This is a genomic window from Mesorhizobium sp. Cs1299R1N3, assembly GCF_037179625.1.
GTDB lineage: Bacteria > Pseudomonadota > Alphaproteobacteria > Rhizobiales > Rhizobiaceae > Mesorhizobium > Mesorhizobium salmacidum.
Map to the genome: position 1 here is coordinate 1 of NZ_JAPYKQ010000019.1, position 16,281 is coordinate 16,281.

The window sequence follows — 16,281 nt, forward strand, 5'->3', positions numbered from 1 at the left end:
CCGGGATGAGTTTCCGAGTCTCGAGTTGCCCAGCAGCATCCTTGTCGATGATAGTCAGAAACTGTACTTCTTCAGACGCCAAAGGCAGAACAAGGCGTCCCCCTGGCTTGAGCTGATTCAGTAAAGCCGGCGGCGTCCGCTCAGCCGCCACGCTAACCAAAATCTTGTCGAATGGGGCGTGCTCGGGCCAGCCCCGAGACCCGTCTCCGACACGAATGGCGACATTCGAGAAGCCGAGGCCCTGCAGCAGAGCCTCGGCATGGCTTGCGAATTCCTCGATGATTTCGACGCTCCAAACTTGTCCTGCGAGTTCCGCGAGGATGGCGGATTGATAGCCCAGGCCAGTCCCGATCTCGAGCACCGTTTCGTGCGCTTGGGGAGCAAGGAGATCGGTCATCAGAGCGACCATGAAGGGCTGCGACACGGTCTTATCGAAGCCGATTGGCAGCGGCATGTCCTGGTAGGCATAAGGCGCGACCGCAGCGGGCACGAAGAGATGTCGCGGGACCCGCCGCATCGATGCCATCACCCGCTCATCGAGCGTTGCCTTGCCGAGTTCTTCGCTTGCAAGGTCGGCATGGATCGCAATCATCTCGACCATGTGCCTGCGTAAAACCGCAAGATGCTCTTCGTTCATCGGTTTCATGACGGTGAGGCTTTCCTCGACCAGCTGCTCCCAATAACGTTATATCCTGTTCGTCTCGTCACCGTAACCGACAAGGCGGCCCGCATTAACTCGGAAAGCTGCTACCGGACGCGGCTTCTGCTAACCCACCGGCGCAATCTGAAGGTCAAATTCCTCGATCTGGAGAACGTCATCCGGCACTCGCTTGAGGCGTTCAGCATCCGGTTGAGTAAGGTCGGTCGCGCAGCATTCGAGCAGGCGGTGCGCCAGGCTGTGGCGGAAGGAAAGTAGGGACAGAGCTGAAAAGCCACGCTGGTTAGGAAGGTCTCCCTGGGAGTCAGTGTTGAGATTTTGAGACTGGAGACGCGCCTAGTGGATGGCGGCAAGACGGCGGGATAGCCGTTCGCTCTAGTTTAACAACTGCAGTAACGGTTGATTCAACCATTGCTGGTATCTATTCCAGAGTGTGGTGGCGGCCCCGACAGTGAGGTGGGTGCTGGGTTGCCGGAGCCGCCTGCGCAGTCCGGTTGGGATCTAACCGCGCTGTCTCAGAATAGGACAGCGCGGTCAACGATCGGTTAATCGTGACAATTTCGTCGGTCGGGCGTCAGTCGCCACTTGTCAGCTTTTCAACTGTGGGAATGACCACCTTGCCAGGGCCTCGGCCGCGTGGATTGGCTCGCGTATAAAGGGTGAGCACACCACGGTTCGTTCGCGATCGGCACCGCCGCAACGCAGATGAGGTGCGTTCACCACGGAGGCCTTGGAGCGCCGCGGGGACTTGCCTACTTCGCACATGTCGTCGATATGAAGGTCGATGAGTTCGCCGAAAGTTTTCAGGCGCGCCATACGGGACTTCGTCGGCGTCTCACCGCGATCGACTTGGCGCTCGGTTTCGGTCGCCCAACGCCGCGCGGCGTCTCGGCGCAGGAAGGTCTCGCTGGCGTAGCGACCTTTGCGACGGACGTGGACACGCCAGGATACGGACGAGAGCTTGATTTAGGTGGCAATTTTTTGTGTGCGCTCCGTGTGCACTGAGAGATCGAAACGTGGCGAAAAGGGTCGTATCCTGTCGTAAATTCGTGTGCACTCGGCAGGGTCTAACGATTTGATGTTAAAGAAAAATGCTGATAAATCAAGAGCATAGAATAGCCATAGCACCCATGATGGACTGGACGGACCGGCATTGCCGGTTCTTCCATCGCCGGCTGACGACACATGCGCTGCTGTACACCGAAATGGTTGTCGCCGACGCGGTGATCCACGGCGCGCGCGAGCGGCTGCTTGGCTTCGATGAGGTGGAACATCCTGTCGCCCTGCAACTTGGCGGCTCGGATCCCGCAAAACTTGCCGAAGCGGCGCGCATTGGCGAGGCCTTCGGTTATGACGAGATCAATCTCAATGTCGGCTGCCCGTCCGACCGCGTCCAGTCGGGCACCTTCGGCGCTTGCCTGATGAAAGTGCCCGACCTTGTCGCCGACTGTGTCGCAGCGATGAAAGCGGCAGTGAAGGTGCCGGTCACGGTCAAATGCCGCATCGGCGTCGACGAACAGGATCCGGAGCCGGCGCTCGATGCGCTGGCGAATGGGGTTTTCGATGCCGGCGCCGATGCCTTGTGGGTGCATGCTCGCAAGGCGTGGCTGGAGGGGCTGAGCCCCAAGGAAAACCGCGACATCCCGCCGCTTGACTATGACAGGGTCTATCGGCTGAAGGAGAAAAAGACGAGTAAATTCATTGGCATCAATGGTGGTATTCAGTCGCTTGAAGAGGTTCGGACGCATCTCGATCATGTCGACGGAGCCATGCTCGGCCGCGCGGCCTACCACACACCAGGCATTCTGGCCGGTGTTGACGCCGCCTTCTACGGAGCGCTGCCGGAAGCGTTCGATTTCGCGGCGCTGATCGATGCGATGGCGGACTATGCGGCGCGCCACATCGAACAAGGCGGACGGCTCGGCCATGTCACCCGCCATATGGTCGGGCTGTTTCACCGGCTGCCCGGCGCGCGCCGCTACCGCCAGGTCCTATCCACCGACGCGACCCGGCCCGGAGCCGGGCCGGACGTGCTGAAGACGGCTTTCGCGGCTGTCGAATTCGGAGGAGCGGCCGCCGAAGCGGCCTGAACTTACAGCATGTCGAGGCGAATAGGATTCGCCTGACCGGCTGTTAGCTTCTGATTTTATGCATGTCGATATCCCGGAACCGAGGACACTTCCGGGCGACATGCATTAGTCCCTGAGGATCATACGGTCGCCGCGCACGTCGAAGCCCGAGAGCGAACCGATGAAGTTCATGCCGAGCAGGCTTTGGCTCAGCATGCCGGGAGCGGCGATCATCACCGACATATCCTTGCGCACGATGCCGCCGATCGCCAGCTCGTGGGTTTTGACCGCTGCGGCGCGTGCCATGCCGTTGGCTGTCGAAACCTGTATTGTGTAGCTGAGCGCCGCCGGATTGAAGCCGGCGGCTTGCGCGTCTTCCGAAGTCAGGACCGTGCTGGTCGCGCCGGTGTCGACAACGGTGCGAACCGGGTTGCCGTTGACCAGGATGCGCGCTTCGAAATGACCATTGTCGGCCTTGTCCAGGGTCACGGTGGCGTGGCCGTCTTCGACGCCGAGCGCCAGCGGACTGCCGGGAACGAGGCCCGCGGTCACGCGGCTGGCGACGTCTTGCAGCTCGTAGCGATATTGGTAGCCCGCGATCAGCGCGAGCACGATTGCCGCCCAGGCGCCGAGATTGCGGGCCATCACTCCGAGCGGAGCCGACCGCAGCAAGCCGGCGCCGACAAGGGCGCCGAAAGCCCCAAGCCAGATCAGCCGGCCAAAATCGTAATTCTCGACGCCGAGCGTGCTGCCGGCGGAATCGTTGAGCATGAGAAGCGCTGCCCCGACGCCGATCACCGCCATCACAGTCCAGAACAGCCGGCTGCTCATCCGTTCCTCGCTAGAGTGCGTCGCGTTCGCGCGCCATGCGGGTGCGGCGTGTTTCCCGGCGCGGCCGGCGCTCGACGGTTTCCAGCCGGGCCGGCAGTTCGGCCATCACGCTGCGGCGCGTCTCGGGCGTCATCGCCATCCAGGCGCCGATCTCGTCGCGCGTGCGGCCGCAACCGAAGCAGAAGCCGGTTTTCATATCGATCGAACAGACCAGGATGCAGGGAGTTTCGATGGCCGTCATGACTTTCTCTCGAGGGACCCGGTCCGGAATCCGCTCTTCCATCTCCACATGGTGCAACGGCAAAGCCAATGCAAGCCCTCGCGATAGCGCCTTCCGTGACCGCCTTTGCGGCAAATCAGGAAGGACGATCGAGGAGGTTGTGCCGATCACACAAGGCAGCTATGCCGCTCCCCGGATCCAGGAACGATTGTTCGCGACATGACCAGTGCACTGCCTTTCGATGATTTCCGCAACCTGCTCGACAGTTTGCCGGCAGCCGACCTCAAAGCCGAAGCGCGCGTGCGCACGCTGTTTGCCAAGGCCGACAAGCCGGTGAATTCGCTTGGCCGCGTCGAGGACATCGCCGCGTGGCTCGCGGCCTGGAGCGGTCGCGCTCCGCCCGCCGTGACCAGGCCCTTGATGGCTGTCTTTGCCGGCAACCATGGCGTTGTCAGGCACGGCATTTCGCCGAGGCCCGTGGCGGCGACCGCCAACGCGGTCGAGCTTTGCGCGGCCGGCGGTGCGGCGATCAACCAGATCTGCATTGCCAACGACCTCGGTCTGAAGGTGTTCGATCTTGCCCTGCACATCCCGACCGGCGACATCACCGAGGATGCCGCGCTCGATGAGCGCGGTTGCGCGGCCACCATGGCCTTCGGAATGGAGGCGATTGCCGGCGGCACCGACCTGCTTTGCCTGGGCGATCTCGGCGTCGGCAACTCCACCGTCGCCGCCGCCCTGTTCGCCGCGTTGCTGGGGGGCAGGGGTGCCGACTGGATTGGTCCGGGATCCGGCGCCGATGCGGCGATGCAGGCCCGCAAGGCGAAGGTGATCGATGCGGCGCTGGCCTTTCACGGCCACCATCTGGAAGACCCCCTGGAGGCGCTGCGGCGGGTCGGCGGCCGCGAGTTCGCGGCGATAACCGGCGCAATCCTTGCCGCGCGGATGCAGCAGATACCGGTACTGCTCGATGGCTTCGCGGCAACGGCAGCCGCGGCGGTGCTGCATGCGGCGAACCCCGCAGCACTTGATCATTGTCTTCTCGCCAGCCTGTCGCCGGAGCCCGCGCATGCAAGGGCCGCCGAGCACCTCGGGCTGCGTCCGCTGCTCGATCTGGGCATCGGTCATGGCGAAGGGGCAGGAGCAGCCCTGGCGGCCGGGCTGGTCAAGGCAGCGGCATTGACCAGTTCAGGCATGGCGGCGGCTGTGCGGGGCTAAGCACACCGCACACTGATAGATCCGCTACCGCCGCCGCGCGGCGACCGCGGCGGTCGGCAGCGCCGGCAGTTCTTCCATCACCCGGCTCAGCGGGAAGATGGCGATCGCCTCGGTGCCCTCGCGCAGCTTGGAGTGAAGCTCGAACTCACCGCCATGCATGGCGAGCAGCCCTTGCACGATCGGCAACCCAAGCCCGGTGCCTTGCTCGGCGCTCTTGATGGCGATCGAACCCTGGCCGAAGGCTGAAAGCACGATCGGAATCTCGTCCTCGGGAATGCCGGGGCCGTTGTCCTTGATCGAAATGTACTGTCCTCCACCCGCCGTCCAGCCGACCCGGACGCGGATTTCGCCGCCGGTGGCGGTGAATTTGATGGCGTTGGACAGAAGGTTGAGCGCGATCTGGCGCACGGCGCGCTCGTCGGCGAACAGCCGCGGCAATGTCTGTTCGAAATCCTGAACGACGCGGATATCCTTGTTGCGTGCCTTAAGCTCCATCATGTGGCAGCAATCCTCGACGATGTTGAGCAGCATCACCGGCTCCTCGTTGAGCTGGTATCGGCCGGCCTCGATGCGCGACAGGTCGAGGATCTCGTTGATCAGGTCGAGCAGGTGCTGGCCTGAATCATGCACGTCATGGGCGTAGTCGCGATAGGTAGGATTGCTCATCGGCCCCAGCACCTCGTTCGCCATCACCTCGGAAAAGCCGAGAATAGCGTTGAGCGGCGTGCGCAATTCATGGCTCATCGAAGCGAGGAAACGCGATTTTGCAAGGTTGGCGTCCTCGGCCCGCCGCCGCGCCTCGTCCGACATCGATTTCGCCGTCTCCACTTCGGCGATCAGCGCATCCTTTTCGGAGCGGAACGACAAGAGCAGCAGGGAGAAGCGATTGAGGTGACTGGCGATATAGGCGAAGAAAGGCAGCGACAGGACGAGCAGCCCGGCCATGATCGCCTCGACCGGCATCCACGACCTGGTCGCGGCATAGGCGTAGAGTGCCACTGGAAATGCGAAGGTCGCCAGCAGGGCGCCGCTCAGGGACGAGGCCATGAGCGCGGTCCCTGCCATGGCGAACAGGAGCACTACCGCCTTGATCACCTGGAACTGGTCGACCTCGCAGGCGCCGCAGCCCAGCCAGACAAACCAAGCCCAGCCAAGGCCGCAAAGGAAATGCCCGACCAGGAATTCCCTTCGCGTTTGCAATGAGTTGAGTTCGGAAGCTTCCGTGCGCTCGATGCGCCGCGCCATGAAGACGACTGTTGTATAGCAGGTGAGCGTAAACAACGCCCAGAGGCCGATCTCATTGCCGACACCGGCCAAACGGCCGGCGGCGGCGATCACCAGGACGAGCAGCGGGATGACGACGGCACCGCTTGTCATCGCCCGGGCGTGGAGCTTCAGCAGTTCGCGATCGAAATCGGGGTTGCCGGCCTGCTGCGAAAGACGGTCGCGCGTCTTGCGCACCGCGCGCGCGACATCGCTGTTGCGATGCCGTTTCCTGCGGTCCACAATGAACTTGTCCGCTGTGTTCGAGCGTTGCAAGGGCATCAAAAGCTTCAATTTATGCGCGCAGCGATTTCAAGGTGTTAAGCTACGTTCGAATGATTAACCAACCGTTTGCCATATGAGCCGTTCCTGGTCGCCAAGGTCGCGCCCGCGGTACGCGGCACCTCGCCGCAGAAGCCTGTGGCGCAAGCTGCTGGACTACGGGCTGACCGTCATCATCCTGGGGCTGTTGATCCTGCTTGCGGCGCGTCTTGACCGGGTGGAGACACGCAAGACGCAAGGTACGGCCATCATCAATGACGGCGATTCGATCACGCTCGGCGCCGAGCGCATCCGCATGCGCGGCATCGACGCTCCGGAGTATACCCAGACCTGCCGCAAGAACGGCGCCGACTATGCCTGTGGTACTCAGGCGCGCCAATCGCTGGTGCGGCTGATCGCCGGCAGGCCGGTCACCTGCAGCGGCTGGCAGCGCGATCGCTATGGCCGGTTGCTTGGCGACTGCAAGGCCGGCGGCACCGACCTCAACCGCGCCCAGGTCGAGGCGGGCTGGGCCGTCGCCTATGGCGACTTCGAAGGCGAGGAAGCCACCGCGCGCGCCGCAAGGATTGGCATCTGGGCGGGCACGTTCGACCAGCCGCAGGATTGGCGCGACAGCCACCACGGCGATGTCGTGGAGCGAAAACATGGCATGCTGGCGTCGATCGGCGATGCCGTGCGCGAGATATTTCGCTTCTGGTGAAGCATGTCTGGCGGAAGGAAAAGGAGGATCGAAATGAAATTGTTCGACGGCGGTCGTGCGCCCAACCCACGACGGGTTCGCGTTTTCCTCGCTGAAAAGGGGATCACGGTTCCGTTGGTGCCCATCGACATGGGCGCACTGGAACACAAGCAGCAGCCGGTCAGCTCGCGCAATCCGCTGCGGCGCCTGCCGGTTCTGGAGCTCGATGACGGCACCATCCTCACCGAATCCGTCGCTATCTGCCGCTATTTCGAGGAGCTTTATCCCGAGCCGGCATTGTTCGGGCGCGGCGCACTTGGCAAGGCGCAGGTCGAGATGTGGCAGAGGCGGATGGAGTTCAACCTGCTCAGCAGTGTCACGCAAGCTTTCCGCCACATCCATCCGGCCATGAAGGAATGGGAAAGCCCGCAGATCCCCGAATGGGGCGAGGCCAACAAGCCGAAGGCGGTGGATTTTCTCAGGCTGCTGGACGCTGAACTGGGCAGCCGCGAATTCGCCGCCGGCGACAGCTATTCGATTGCCGACATCACCGGCCTGATCGCGATCGACTTCATGAAGCCAGCACGCATCAAGGTGCCAGAGGAATGCACCAATGTGCTACGTTGGCATCAGGCCGTCTCCAGCCGCCCGAGTGCCGCCGCTTGAGCGTCCAACTGGACAGGCTCGCCGCGACGGTCCGCGCCTGCCGCATCTGCGTCGATACTCCCGTCGGCAAGCCGCTGCCCCACAAGCCGCGTCCGGTGCTGCGACCCTCGTCCAGCGCCCGCATCCTGATCGCCAGCCAGGCCCCTGGAACCAAGGTGCATGTGTCGGGCATGCCATTCACCGACGCTTCCGGCGACCGCCTGCGCAACTGGCTCGGCGTGACCAGCGACGAATTCTATGACATCGAGAAATTCGCCATTGTGCCGATGGGCTTCTGCTTTCCCGGACAGGACGCCAAGGGCGGCGACCTGCCGCCGAGGCGTGAGTGCGCCCCCGCCTGGCGCGCGCCCTTGATGGCGTCGATGCCGCGGATCGACCTGGTGCTGGCGATCGGCCTCTATGCGCAGACCTGGCATATGGGCGCGGCGCGCCGCCCCTCGCTGACGGAAACGGTGATGAACTGGCGCGCCATCTGGGAGAGTTCCGTCGGCCCCAAAGTGCTGCCACTGCCACATCCATCCTGGCGCAACACTGGCTGGTTGAAGCAGAATCCTTGGTTTGAAATGGATTTGCTGCCTTTCCTGCGGTCGGAAATCCGCTATCGCCTCGCTTAGGCATTCAGCAAGAAATCACTCGCTTTCGGCGCAGGCAGCAGAATTTCTTTCTTGTGAACGGCCCAAATAAAAGGGAATATAGCGAAACTATTCCACCAGGAGCCTCCGATGGATCGCCTTGACCGAAAAATTCTCCGCCTCCTGCAGGAGGACGCGACGCTCGCGGTCGCCGACGTTGCCAAGAAAGTCGGCCTGTCGACCACACCGTGCTGGCGGCGCATCCAGAAGCTCGAAGAGGAGGGCGTCATCAAGCGGCGCGTCGCCATTCTCGACCACGAAAAGGTCAATGTGCGGGTCACCGTCTTCGTGTCGATCCGCACCAATTCGCACAGCCATGAATGGCTGCGCCGGTTCTCAGAGGTCATCCAGGAATTTCCCGAGGTGGTCGAATTCTATCGCATGAGCGGCGACGTCGATTACCTGTTGCGTGTCGTGGTGCCCGACATCGCCGCCTATGACGCCTTCTACAAGCGGCTGATCGCCAAGATCGAGATCCGGGACGTGTCGTCGTCCTTCGCCATGGAGCAGATCAAATACACGACCGAAATCCCGCTCGACTACATGGTGCTGGACAAGGAGTCGGGCGCCAACGCGGCCTGATCCCGGAGTCGGGCGCCAACGCGGCCTGATCCCGCAACTCAATTCTTCTTCTTGTTGAGGAAACTCCAGGGCGAGTTCACCGGCAATACGACGGAGTCCGGAACCGTGTCGACGCCCACGACATCGGCCTTGCGCACGGCGTAACCGGATTGGATGACGCTGACGCCGTCGAGAATGAACAATTGGCTTTTCTCCATCTCCGGCTTCAGGGCACCAGTAACGGCGACCGGCTGGTAGGCTTGCGACATCTTGTAGGGACGGGCAGGCGTGACCAGCATGATCTGATTGGGCGGCGGCGTCGGCATGTGGCTGCACGCGCCGGTCCAAGGCACCAGCAGGAACTGATAGACGAGATCGCCGTCGCGATCGACCGGCAATGCATAGCCGGCTAATTGTATCGTTTTGTCCTGCAGGGCAACCGAAAGCGTCTCGCCGTGATCCGGCAGTTTCGCCGCGATCATCGGCAGGCCGGCGTCTTCGGCAACCGCCTGGGTTACCGGGCGCAAATCCTTCCAGAAGATGTGCGTGGTTTCGGCCGAACCGCCGGCGGTGGAGAGAGCAAGCGCGGCCGCAAGCGCCAGGATTGATTTGAAATGGGTCATGGCCGCATCCTTTGCGGGCGAGTAAAGACGCCGCCGTCGGTGGCGTCAATGCTCGAGCCGCATCACATGTCGGCGAGAACCGGCCGCAGCACTCCTCAACCTGTCAGGTCTTTCTGGCGGCGAGGCGCTCGATTGTCCTGGCATCCGATAGTTCCTTCATAGCATCCTTGCCGATCCAGCGCGCGGTCTTGTCGGTCGATTGCGCGAGCCTTTCGGCGACAGCAAGGGCAGCACCGTGCATAACCATGGACCGTTTGCCGAGCGAACGAAGGGCCCAGTTCACACCCTTCTTCACGAAGTTGCGGGCGTCGGTGGCCTGCGCTTCGATGATGGGCAAGAAGGCGAGAAAGGTCGCCTCCGGCTCTTTCTTCCGGTGGACGACAGACCAGGCCATCATGGCAAAAGCCGTGCGTCGAACAAATTCCCGTTCATCGGCCGCAAATTCGCTGATCAGTTCTATCCAGGCATCCGTGTCGACGAACAGATCAGAGACGCCATCGACGATATCCCAGGAGTCGAAACTCGACGCCCATTGCCTCGCATCCGCGGCGGAAAACCGCTTTGGGTCGGCCGTGACGGAGGCGATGAACTGCGCCTCCACGATACCTGTCTGCCACAGCGCGAACGCGCGCTCGTGGTTGCGCTTGATTTTCTTGGCAATCTGCCGCTGCACACCGTGCGAGATGCCGAGCGCGCGTTCGATCTTGATGCCGTAGCGCAGCATGCCAAGACGATTTTCCTCCGAGGCGATCGAGCGCAGATACGCGACGATTTCGTCGGCACTGGATTGGGGCGAAAGCTGGCCATCGCGATCCTATTTTTCCAGCCGGGCCAGCAACGAGGACGTATCCCAGCGTTTGCCGCCCATCGCCTGCACGTCCTTGTAGAACTGGTCGACAAGCGCGGTCACCGGCAGCCGGGCGCCGTTGCGGTCGGCTTCCGCCAGGCAGATGCCGAGGTCCTTGCGCATCCAGTCGACGGCGAAACCGAAATCATATTTGCCGGCGTTCATGGTCTTGTGCCGGTTTTCCATCTGCCAGGAGCCGGCCGCACCCTTGGAAATCACCTCGATGACCTTTTCGATGTCGAGGCCGGCCTTCTTGCCGAAATGGATGCCTTCCGACAGTCCCTGCACCAATCCGGCGATGCAGATCTGGTTGATCATCTTGGTGAGCTGGCCGGCGCCCGCCGATCCCATCAGTCCAACCATGCGGGCAAAGGCGTCGATGACCGGCCTGGCCCTGTCGAACGCAGCCTCATCGCCACCGACCATGACGGTCAGCACGCCGTTCTCGGCGCCGGCCTGACCGCCGGAGACCGGTGCGTCGAGAAATGAGAATCCGCCCGATTGCGCGGCTTGCGCCAGTTCGCGCGCGACTTCAGCCGACGCCGTGGTGTTGTCGATGAAGACCGAGCCTTTCTTCATCGCCTTGAAGGCGCCTTCCGACCCCGTGGTCACCGAGCGCAAATCATCGTCATTGCCGACACAGGAAAAGACGAAATCCTTGCCCTCGGCGGCCTGGGCCGGCGTCGCGGCAAGGCTGCCGCCATGTTGGGTGACCCATTGTTCGGCTTTGGCCTGGGTGCGGTTGTAGACGGTGACGTCGTGGCCGCCCTTGTTCTTCAGGTGTCCGGCCATGGGATAGCCCATGACCCCAAGACCGAGAAATGCCACCGATGCCATGCCTTGTCCTTCCGGCGAAACAGAGATTTCAGCTGCGGAAGCTCTAGGCCATGCGACGAATTCGTCAAGGCGCGCACCGCCGCATCGACTGGCACAGGCCGATCAGGAACGGTTCAGCGCTTTAGGTGGATCGTGATCCGGCGCTCGATCCATTCGACGCCGTGGCGCAGCATTTCGACCATCACAAGATAGACGATGGCGACCCAGACATAGGCCTGGAAATCGAAGGATTTGGCGTAGGCGAGCTTCGCGTTGCCCATCAGGTCATAGACGGTGATGATGGCGACGATCGCCGAAGCCTTGATCATCAGAACCAGCTCGTTGCCGTAGGGCCGCAATGCCACGATGAACGCCTGCGGCAGGACAACCTTGCGCAGCGTCTGCAGCTTGTGAAGGCCGAGCGAGGCGGCTCCTTCCCATTGGCCTCTGGGCACGCTTTCGATGGCGCCGCGCAGGATCTCGGCCTGATAAGCCGCGGTGTTGAGCGCAAAGGCGAAGACGCCGCAGTTGAAGGCCTCGCGGAAGAACCACCACAGCCCGATGGATTCGAGCTGCAGCCGGAAAGAACCCAACCCATAGTAGACGAGGTAGACCTGGACCAGCAGTGGCGTGCCGCGGAAGAAATAGACATAGCAATAGGCAAGGCCGGACAGGAAACGGCTCTTCGACATGCGGCCATAGGTGACGGGCAGCGAAAAGATCGCGCCGACCACCATCGAAATGGCAACGAGCGACAGCGTGGTCCACAGTCCCTGCAGATAGGCAGGCGCATATCTGGCAAAGAACTCGCCGTTCCAGGCATAGATGAGATAGGCTAGAATACCGAGGCCGAAGAGAATCCAGAGGCCGACGAGCGCGTACCCGACGATACGGGTGCGCGGCCAGCCGCGTGCCTGCGGCGGCGGCCGGTCAACGGAGATAGCTTGGCTGACGCTCATCGTGCCTCCCTCCGTCCCAGCGAACGCAAGATGAACCCGGTCGCGATCGACGACAGGATCGCCAGGACGAGGAAAACCAGGGCCGCGACGCTGTAGAACAGGAACGCGTGTTTCGTGACACGCGCCGCCACCCCCGCGTTGCGCAGGGTTTCGGCGAGGTTGACGACCGAGACCAGGGCGGTGTCCTTGAGCAGGCTGAGCCAGCAATTCTCGAGGCCGGGAAAGGCGATGCGCAGCAGCTGAGGCAGGATCACCTTGCGCATGGTCAGCCATGTCGACAGGCCGATCGCGTAGCCGCCCTCATACTGGCCCTTGGGAATGGCGCGAAAGGCGGAGAGGAATACCTCGCTGGCGTAGGAGGAAAAGATCAGCGACAGCACGATCATACCGGCGATGAAGCTGTCGACGTCGACCGTCGCCTCGGGCTTGAATAGGCGGATGACATATTGCAGCAGGATGGGCATGCCGAAGAAGAACAGGAACAGCGTCACCAGTTCCGGCAGGCCGCGAAACACGGTGGTGTAGATGTTGGCGGCCACCCGCAGCGACGGTTCTTCGGACTGCTTGGCCCAGGCGACGAAAAAGCCGATCGTCAGGCCGATCGGCAGCGTCGCAAGGGCAAGCGCGATGGTGACCAACGCGCCATAGGCAATATCGTCACTCCAGCCCTCGGGTCCCCAACTCAGCAGTGTCCATATGCTTTGGGCTGGCATTGACTGGTCTTATCCCCACGGCGCTCCTGAGATGAAAGGCGGCAGGAGACCCCTGCCGCCTTGGCAATGATTATCAGGACTCGGCGCCGTAGACGTCGAACTTGAAGTACTTGTCGTTGATTTCCTTATATTTTCCGTTGGCACGGATGGCGTCGATGGCGGAATTCAGCTTGTTGACCAGGTCGGTTTCGCCCTTGCGAACGGCTATGCCGGCGCCAGGGCCAAAAATTTCGACCGGTTGCGGCGATGGCTGGCCGAGGATCTTGCAGCAAGCGCCGTCAGGCGAATCAAGCCACTGCTGCAGCACGACGATATCGTCCTCGATAGCGTCGAGACGGCCATTGGCAAGATCTGCCTGCTCCTCGGGGCTGCTCGGATAACCTTTGACGGTGCTGTCGGTGTAGGTCTTCGAGGCATAGTTGAAATGGGTGGTCGTGGTGGCGACACCGATGCTCTTGCCGGCGAGGTCTTCCTTGGTCACGCCCTTCAGCGGCGAATCCTTCGGCACGGCGAGCGCCGACGGGGTGTTGTAGTATTTGTGCGAGAAGTCGACCTTCTCCTTCCTCTCCGGCGTGATCGACATCGAGGCGACGATGGCATCGAACTTGCCGGCCTGAAGTGCGGGAATGATGCCGTCCCAATCCTGGGCGACGAAGGTGCACTTGACCTTCATCTCATCGCAAAGCGCCTTGGCGATGTCGATGTCGAAGCCGACAAGCTGGCCGTCGGCGGTGAGGTTGTTGAATGGGGGGTAGGCGCCTTCGGTGCCGATCCGCAGGGTCTTTTCCTGGGCCTGGGCTACGCCGAGCGTCAGCAGCGCAGCCGATGCGGCGAGCGCGATACGCAGTGCAATACGCATGATAGTCCTCTCTTTATGGTCCCGGCCGTCGTTCCGAAACGGCTCTGTGGGGCGGTGCTTTTTGACCGCCCGCTGGGCCGATACTCCCACTCTTTCCAAGAAAAAAGCAACTGCAAAACCGCCAAAATCGGCAATGGGATTCTGCCCTTACGTTACATCTCAAGCAACGAGGCCGGTCGTGCGCTCGATGAAGTCGGCTATGGATTCTACGTCGTCGAGGTCGAACACCGGCAGGCTCTTGTCGGTGATGGCGAAATCCGCGGCGACGGCGACAATATTGGGATCACCCGCCGCAAGCGGCGTCCGGTCCTTCGCTTCCAGCCGCCTCGTTTCGATCTTGCGGTGGGATTCGCGCTTGTAGCCTTCGACCAGCACGATGTCGCACGGGGCGAGCCGCGAGAGGATCGCGTCCAGCGGCGGCTCTTGCTCGCCACGCAACTCGTGCATCAGCGCCCAGCGATTGCCCGACACGATCGCAACCTCGGTTGCGCCGGCCTGCCGATGGCGGAAGCTGTCCGCCCCTGGCTTGTCGATGTCGAAATCATGATGGGCGTGTTTGACCGTCGAGACCTTCCAGCCGCGCCGCACAAGCTCGGCGACCAGCTTCTCGGTGAGTGTGGTCTTGCCGGAGTTTTTCCAGCCGGTGATGCCGAAGACGCGTCTGTTCATGACGTCATGCTCTGCAACAGGCGTTCGGCCAGGGCAAGATCGTCCGGCACGTTGATGTTGAAGAAAGGATCGATTGGTTGTCCGGCGGATTGCAGGAACGGGAATTCCACCTCGACATAGTCGCGCTGCTCGATGAAGGCCGAAACCCGCTTGTTGTCTTCGTCGACCAGGAAATGCCGCAAGGCTTCGCGGCATCCGGTCGGCCATAGCGCGAAGGTTGGATGCCGCCTGCCTGAGGAGAAGGCGACGGCGATCGAACCGGGACGTTCATCGACTGCCGCCGCCAGACGATCGACGAGATCCAGCGGCAGGAAAGGCGTGTCGCCGGCAGCAGTGACGACCGCCTTGCAAGGCCTGCCGGCAGCGGCCCATTCCAGGCCGGTGAGGATACCGGCAAGGGGACCGGCAAAGCCTTCAAGGGTATCGGCCAGCACCGGCAGCCCGAAACGGGCAAACCGTGCCGGGTCGCCGTTGGCACTAAGCGCCAGGGTCTCGAACTGCGGACCAAACCGCGACAGGACCTGGTCAAGCACGCAGCCGCCGCCCAGCGGCAACAACGCCTTGTCACCACCGCCCATTCGTCTCGACTGGCCACCGGCCAGAATGATCCCCGCGACATAGCGCTTCATGCCATCCAGCCTGTACGCCAGCCGCGGGAAATCGCAAGCGGCTTCAAGGGAGTGCTAGAGTCCTTCCGGCGCCATGGCCGGGCCGGTGCTTTCGGCGACGATCCTTCGCCGGCCGACGATGCGCTCGCGATAAAGTGCATAGAGGCCCGAGCCGACGACTATTGCCGCGCCGGCGATCATCGGCATGTCCGGTATGTCACCGAAGATGATCAGGCCAAGCAGTATCGACCAGAGGAGCGCGGTGTAGCGGAACGGCGCGATGAAGGAGATCTCGCCCGAACGCATCGCCATGATGATGAATTGATAGCCGATGAGCACCAGCACTGCCGCCAGTGCCAGCAGCGCCGTGCTTTTGCCTGTCATCGGTGTCCAGCCGCCCATCGGCGTCAACAGAAACGCGCCGACGACGGTCATGGCAAGCGCGGTGGCGGTTGATACCAGCATCGTCGGGACGGCCTGGGGGATGCGCTTGGTGGCGAGGTCCCGCACCGTGCAGCACGCGACGCTGGCCAGGGCCACCAGAGAATAGACGCTGAAGCCCTCGAAACCCGGCCGCACGATGATCATAACCCCGGCAAAACCGATAGCGATCGCCAACCAGCGCCGCCAGCCGACCGCTTCGCCGAAATACAGCGCCGCGCCCATCGTCACCGCCAGCGGCAGTGCTTGCAAGACGGCCGAAACGCTGCCGATCGGCAAATGGGCGAGGGCGATCAGGAAGGACACGGTAGCGCCCGCTTCACTCAGCACACGGATCGCCACCAGCGGCTGCAGCATCAGGCGAGGCTGGACAAGCGCTCCGCGTTGCCAGGCCAGCAGGCCGACGAAGAGCGAGGCGAACGCCCCTCTGATCAGCATGACCTGCGCCATGTTCATCGACTGGGAAGAGTATTTGGTAATGGCGTCGTTGAGCGTGAAGCCAACCATCGCCACCACCATGAACAACGCGCCGCGAAGATTTGGGGAAAGGGGCAAGACATCAACCGGTTGCTTTGGCAGGCAAGCCTGTAACAGCCCGCAACGAAACAGCAACAGCAAAGGGCTGGGCCAGGACCGGATACCCATCGTCGCCGGCGTGAAATCATCC

20 protein-coding genes and 1 pseudogene are annotated in these 16,281 nt (G+C 62.3%); 7 read left to right on the plus strand and 14 right to left on the minus strand.

Features of this window, described 5'->3' with window-relative positions; all coding sequences use genetic code 11:
• Positions 1-646 (minus strand): protein-L-isoaspartate(D-aspartate) O-methyltransferase (locus O7B34_RS27290; RefSeq protein WP_337148947.1); only part of this gene is annotated, 646 nt, incomplete at its 3' end.
• A 72-nt stretch (positions 647-718) separates the two neighbouring features.
• Between O7B34_RS27290 and O7B34_RS27295 the strand changes: the two are divergent.
• Positions 719-907: pseudogene (locus O7B34_RS27295) on the plus strand (IS110 family transposase); the annotation flags it as partial.
• A gap of 339 nt (positions 908-1,246) precedes the next feature.
• Here O7B34_RS27295 and O7B34_RS27300 read toward each other — a convergent pair.
• Positions 1,247-1,474, minus strand: a complete 228-nt coding sequence (locus tag O7B34_RS27300) for a hypothetical protein (RefSeq protein ID WP_337148949.1) — start codon at positions 1,472-1,474, stop codon at positions 1,247-1,249.
• A 275-nt stretch (positions 1,475-1,749) separates the two neighbouring features.
• Here O7B34_RS27300 and dusA point away from each other — a divergent pair, with 275 nt between their 5' ends.
• Entirely contained in the window at positions 1,750-2,748 is a 999-nt protein-coding gene (gene dusA / locus O7B34_RS27305; RefSeq protein ID WP_337148951.1) for a tRNA dihydrouridine(20/20a) synthase DusA, read from the plus strand.
• 105 nt (positions 2,749-2,853) lie between these two features.
• Here the strand turns inward: dusA and O7B34_RS27310 are convergent, their stop codons facing one another.
• Both O7B34_RS27310 and O7B34_RS27315 read right to left on the minus strand, forming a co-directional pair.
• Entirely contained in the window at positions 2,854-3,558 is a 705-nt protein-coding gene (locus tag O7B34_RS27310) for a TIGR02281 family clan AA aspartic protease (protein ID WP_337148952.1), read from the minus strand.
• Positions 3,559-3,568: 10 nt separating this feature from the next.
• Entirely contained in the window at positions 3,569-3,799 is a 231-nt protein-coding gene (locus tag O7B34_RS27315; RefSeq protein ID WP_027142658.1) for a DUF1289 domain-containing protein, read from the minus strand.
• 198 nt (positions 3,800-3,997) lie between these two features.
• Here O7B34_RS27315 and O7B34_RS27320 point away from each other — a divergent pair, with 198 nt between their 5' ends.
• Positions 3,998-4,996 carry a nicotinate-nucleotide--dimethylbenzimidazole phosphoribosyltransferase gene (locus O7B34_RS27320; RefSeq protein WP_337148954.1) on the plus strand — a complete coding sequence of 333 codons (999 nt, stop codon included), beginning with the start codon at positions 3,998-4,000 and terminating at the stop codon, positions 4,994-4,996.
• A 24-nt stretch (positions 4,997-5,020) separates the two neighbouring features.
• Here O7B34_RS27320 and O7B34_RS27325 read toward each other — a convergent pair whose 3' ends face one another.
• Positions 5,021-6,541: a sensor histidine kinase gene (locus O7B34_RS27325; protein ID WP_337148955.1), complete on the minus strand. Its 1,521-nt coding sequence runs from the start codon at positions 6,539-6,541 to the stop codon at positions 5,021-5,023.
• A 76-nt stretch (positions 6,542-6,617) separates the two neighbouring features.
• On the opposite strand from O7B34_RS27325, the gene O7B34_RS27330 reads away from it, so the two are divergent.
• The 4 genes from O7B34_RS27330 to O7B34_RS27345 all read left to right on the plus strand — a co-directional run bounded on the left by O7B34_RS27330 (position 6,618) and on the right by O7B34_RS27345 (position 9,100).
• Complete coding sequence (locus O7B34_RS27330; RefSeq protein ID WP_337140307.1) at positions 6,618-7,241, plus strand: thermonuclease family protein; 624 nt, start codon at positions 6,618-6,620, stop codon at positions 7,239-7,241.
• Positions 7,242-7,274: 33 nt separating this feature from the next.
• On the plus strand, positions 7,275-7,886 hold the full coding sequence (locus O7B34_RS27335; RefSeq protein ID WP_337148957.1) for a glutathione S-transferase: 612 nt from the start codon (positions 7,275-7,277) through the stop codon (positions 7,884-7,886).
• Positions 7,826-8,500 (plus strand): uracil-DNA glycosylase family protein, encoded by a 675-nt coding sequence (locus O7B34_RS27340; RefSeq protein ID WP_337140305.1) that lies wholly within the window; start codon positions 7,826-7,828, stop codon positions 8,498-8,500. Before O7B34_RS27335 ends, O7B34_RS27340 begins: the two co-directional genes overlap by 61 nt.
• Before the next feature lie 108 nt (positions 8,501-8,608).
• Positions 8,609-9,100: an Lrp/AsnC family transcriptional regulator gene (locus tag O7B34_RS27345; protein ID WP_006205209.1), complete on the plus strand. Its 492-nt coding sequence runs from the start codon at positions 8,609-8,611 to the stop codon at positions 9,098-9,100.
• 38 nt (positions 9,101-9,138) lie between these two features.
• Here O7B34_RS27345 and O7B34_RS27350 read toward each other — a convergent pair whose 3' ends face one another.
• From O7B34_RS27350 to O7B34_RS27390, 9 genes are all read right to left on the minus strand, one after another.
• Positions 9,139-9,702 carry a DUF3299 domain-containing protein gene (locus O7B34_RS27350; protein ID WP_337148958.1) on the minus strand — a complete coding sequence of 188 codons (564 nt, stop codon included), beginning with the start codon at positions 9,700-9,702 and terminating at the stop codon, positions 9,139-9,141.
• 103 nt (positions 9,703-9,805) lie between these two features.
• The gene (locus tag O7B34_RS27355; protein WP_337148959.1) at positions 9,806-10,426 is read right to left on the minus strand and encodes a DNA alkylation repair protein; all 621 of its coding nucleotides are present in this window, start codon (positions 10,424-10,426) and stop codon (positions 9,806-9,808) included.
• A 90-nt stretch (positions 10,427-10,516) separates the two neighbouring features.
• On the minus strand, positions 10,517-11,386 hold the full coding sequence (locus tag O7B34_RS27360) for an NAD(P)-dependent oxidoreductase (protein WP_337140302.1): 870 nt from the start codon (positions 11,384-11,386) through the stop codon (positions 10,517-10,519).
• A gap of 113 nt (positions 11,387-11,499) precedes the next feature.
• Entirely contained in the window at positions 11,500-12,324 is an 825-nt protein-coding gene (locus tag O7B34_RS27365) for an ABC transporter permease (protein WP_337148960.1), read from the minus strand.
• Entirely contained in the window at positions 12,321-13,037 is a 717-nt protein-coding gene (locus O7B34_RS27370; RefSeq protein ID WP_337128083.1) for an ABC transporter permease, read from the minus strand. The genes O7B34_RS27365 and O7B34_RS27370 overlap by 4 nt, the downstream gene beginning before the upstream one ends.
• 73 nt (positions 13,038-13,110) lie before the next feature.
• The gene (locus O7B34_RS27375; RefSeq protein ID WP_027142669.1) at positions 13,111-13,896 is read right to left on the minus strand and encodes an ABC transporter substrate-binding protein; all 786 of its coding nucleotides are present in this window, start codon (positions 13,894-13,896) and stop codon (positions 13,111-13,113) included.
• 159 nt (positions 13,897-14,055) lie between these two features.
• Positions 14,056-14,565, minus strand: a complete 510-nt coding sequence (gene mobB / locus O7B34_RS27380; protein WP_337140299.1) for a molybdopterin-guanine dinucleotide biosynthesis protein B — start codon at positions 14,563-14,565, stop codon at positions 14,056-14,058.
• A complete protein-coding gene (mobA, locus tag O7B34_RS27385; protein WP_337148961.1) occupies positions 14,562-15,194 on the minus strand; it encodes a molybdenum cofactor guanylyltransferase MobA in 633 nt (210 codons plus the stop codon). The genes mobB and mobA overlap by 4 nt, the downstream gene beginning before the upstream one ends.
• A gap of 54 nt (positions 15,195-15,248) precedes the next feature.
• Complete coding sequence (locus O7B34_RS27390; RefSeq protein ID WP_337148962.1) at positions 15,249-16,169, minus strand: DMT family transporter; 921 nt, start codon at positions 16,167-16,169, stop codon at positions 15,249-15,251.
• Positions 16,170-16,281: the final 112 nt, after the last annotated feature.

Coding starts and splice junctions, on each gene's coding strand:
- O7B34_RS27300 (WP_337148949.1), bottom strand. CDS start 1,474: ATGGCGCGCCTGAAAACTTTCGGCGAACTCATCGACCTTCATATCGAC.
- dusA (WP_337148951.1), top strand. CDS start 1,750: ATGCTGATAAATCAAGAGCATAGAATAGCCATAGCACCCATGATGGAC.
- O7B34_RS27310 (WP_337148952.1), bottom strand. CDS start 3,558: ATGAGCAGCCGGCTGTTCTGGACTGTGATGGCGGTGATCGGCGTCGGG.
- O7B34_RS27315 (WP_027142658.1), bottom strand. CDS start 3,799: ATGACGGCCATCGAAACTCCCTGCATCCTGGTCTGTTCGATCGATATG.
- O7B34_RS27320 (WP_337148954.1), top strand. CDS start 3,998: ATGACCAGTGCACTGCCTTTCGATGATTTCCGCAACCTGCTCGACAGT.
- O7B34_RS27325 (WP_337148955.1), bottom strand. CDS start 6,541: ATGCCCTTGCAACGCTCGAACACAGCGGACAAGTTCATTGTGGACCGC.
- O7B34_RS27330 (WP_337140307.1), top strand. CDS start 6,618: ATGAGCCGTTCCTGGTCGCCAAGGTCGCGCCCGCGGTACGCGGCACCT.
- O7B34_RS27335 (WP_337148957.1), top strand. CDS start 7,275: ATGAAATTGTTCGACGGCGGTCGTGCGCCCAACCCACGACGGGTTCGC.
- O7B34_RS27340 (WP_337140305.1), top strand. CDS start 7,826: ATGCACCAATGTGCTACGTTGGCATCAGGCCGTCTCCAGCCGCCCGAG.
- O7B34_RS27345 (WP_006205209.1), top strand. CDS start 8,609: ATGGATCGCCTTGACCGAAAAATTCTCCGCCTCCTGCAGGAGGACGCG.
- O7B34_RS27350 (WP_337148958.1), bottom strand. CDS start 9,702: ATGACCCATTTCAAATCAATCCTGGCGCTTGCGGCCGCGCTTGCTCTC.
- O7B34_RS27355 (WP_337148959.1), bottom strand. CDS start 10,426: ATGCTGCGCTACGGCATCAAGATCGAACGCGCGCTCGGCATCTCGCAC.
- O7B34_RS27360 (WP_337140302.1), bottom strand. CDS start 11,386: ATGGCATCGGTGGCATTTCTCGGTCTTGGGGTCATGGGCTATCCCATG.
- O7B34_RS27365 (WP_337148960.1), bottom strand. CDS start 12,324: ATGAGCGTCAGCCAAGCTATCTCCGTTGACCGGCCGCCGCCGCAGGCA.
- O7B34_RS27370 (WP_337128083.1), bottom strand. CDS start 13,037: ATGCCAGCCCAAAGCATATGGACACTGCTGAGTTGGGGACCCGAGGGC.
- O7B34_RS27375 (WP_027142669.1), bottom strand. CDS start 13,896: ATGCGTATTGCACTGCGTATCGCGCTCGCCGCATCGGCTGCGCTGCTG.
- mobB (WP_337140299.1), bottom strand. CDS start 14,565: ATGAACAGACGCGTCTTCGGCATCACCGGCTGGAAAAACTCCGGCAAG.
- mobA (WP_337148961.1), bottom strand. CDS start 15,194: ATGAAGCGCTATGTCGCGGGGATCATTCTGGCCGGTGGCCAGTCGAGA.